This window comes from Acidithiobacillus sp. TH-A36, assembly GCF_057473445.1.
Genome location: NZ_JBYCKP010000465.1, coordinates 1 through 1,943, shown reverse-complemented (window position 1 = coordinate 1,943; position 1,943 = coordinate 1). Strand labels below are relative to the sequence as shown.

Below are 1,943 nucleotides of genomic sequence, written 5' to 3'. Positions count from 1 at the left end.
CCCGATCTGCCGATCTGCTCATTGCCGATACGGCAGGACGCCTGCATACCCAGGACCATCTGATGGAAGAGCTGAAAAAAGTCAAAAGGGTACTGGCGAAGCAGGATCCGGACGCACCCCATCAGGTCTGGTTGGTGCTGGATGCAGGAACCGGACAAAATGCCCTGAATCAGGCCCAGCAGTTTCATGAGGCTGTTGGTCTGACGGGTATCTGTATTACCAAACTGGATGGCACCGCCAAGGGCGGGGTGGTGGCGGCTATTGCCAAGGCTCTGCCGATTCCGATTCGTTACATTGGTGTAGGCGAACAGGTGGCTGACTTGCGTCCCTTTGATCCAGAATCTTTTGTTGATGCCCTCTTCGCGGAGCCGAAGTCATGATTGAATTTATCAATGTCACCAAACATTATCCCGGCCGCCATCATGTGCTGCGGGAACTGAATCTTAAATTGCCGACCGGGCAGATGGCTTTATTGACCGGGCCTTCGGGGGCAGGCAAAAGTACGCTTCTGAAATTGTTGCTGCGTCTGGAGGACGTCAGTCATGGCACGCTGATGGTCAATGGCGTGGATGTTTCGACCCTTAAAAAACGACATATTCCCGCCTATCGTCGGCGCATTGGGGTGGTTTTTCAGGATCACAAATTATTGATGGATCGTGACGTGTTCAATAATGTCGCCCTGACTTTGCAGGTCAGTGGGGTATCTGGAAAGCAGATTCAAAGCCGGGTAAGGGCAGCGCTGGAAAAAGTCGGGTTGGGTAACCGGATTCATAATTTGCCGGCCACTCTGTCGGGCGGCGAACAGCAGCGGGTGGGGATTGCCCGGGCCATTGTGCATACCCCGGAAATTTTGCTCGCCGATGAGCCGACCGGTAATCTCGATGGTTCGTTAAGCACGGAAATTCTGGATCTGTTTCGGGACTTTCATCAGCATGGTACCACGGTTCTGGTGGCTACCCACGACCAGTCCCAGGTAGAGCGTCTGGGACTCCCCGTCTTTCATCTGGAGCAAGGGATGCTGCAAAATTCCAAGGAGAAATCCGCGTGAGTGCCTTACATATTCGTCGGGAAGCCGCCCAAAATGCCTTGAACACCCTGCTGAAGCAGCCCTTAGCAACGCTGATGACCATTTTTGCCCTGGCTATTGTGCTGGCGCTGCCCGTGGGCCTCTTTGCTGCGCTCAATAATCTCCAGCAATTGTTGGGGCAATGGCGGGATCAGGCCCAGATTTCCCTGTTTATCCATCAGGATGCTACGGAGCAAGACATACAGCAGCTGCAGAAGCGGTTACAGGGCAGCACCGGGGTCGTCAATGTGCGCTATGTCGGTAAGGAAGCCGCATTGAAAACATTTGAAAAAAATGCCGGAATGACTGCCGCCATCAAAATTCTCGGAGAAAACCCACTACCGGCTTCGTTTATTGTTGAACTGAATCCATTGTCTGAAAGTCCGGCGGCCTTGCAGGCGCAAGTTCAGAAGTGGGCGCGTCAACCCGGAGTAGCCAGTGCCCAATCCGATTTGCATTGGGTGGCGCGTCTGCAGGCCATTCTGGCCCTGGGTAAAAGGGCTGTCTGGATTTTGGCCATTATGTTGGCCGTGGGCGCAATTCTGGTTATGGGTAATACCATTCGCCTGCATATTGCCCAGCGCCGCGATGAAATTGATATTGCCAGTCTGGTGGGGGCAACGCGGGCCTTCATTCGCCGGCCATTTTTGTATCAGGGACTGATTCAGGGGGCTATTGCCGGAATACTGGCCTGGATTATTATTGCGATTACCATCGCGATTTTGCAGGGACCGGTTGATCGTCTGGCGACTTTGTATGGTACCCGGTTTCAGCTTTTAGGCCTGACGGGTCTGGAAGGACTGATCCTGATTATCATCAGCGCTATTCTTGGCTGGCTGGGTTCACGCCTTGCAGTGGGTCAGCACCTCGACCATAC

3 protein-coding genes are annotated in these 1,943 nt (G+C 53.7%); all 3 read left to right on the top strand.

All coding sequences use genetic code 11. The features are described 5' to 3' along the window. Positions 1-380 (top strand): P-loop NTPase family protein (locus AC2VLY_RS11940; protein ID WP_486922345.1); only part of this gene is annotated, 380 nt, incomplete at its 5' end. Continuing rightward, positions 377-1,048 (top strand): cell division ATP-binding protein FtsE, encoded by a 672-nt coding sequence (gene ftsE / locus AC2VLY_RS11935; protein ID WP_010637749.1) that lies wholly within the window; start codon positions 377-379, stop codon positions 1,046-1,048. The genes AC2VLY_RS11940 and ftsE, both read left to right, overlap by 4 nt. Then, positions 1,045-1,943: permease-like cell division protein FtsX (ftsX, locus tag AC2VLY_RS11930; protein ID WP_486922343.1), on the top strand; the 899-nt coding region annotated here is incomplete at its 3' end. The genes ftsE and ftsX, both read left to right, overlap by 4 nt.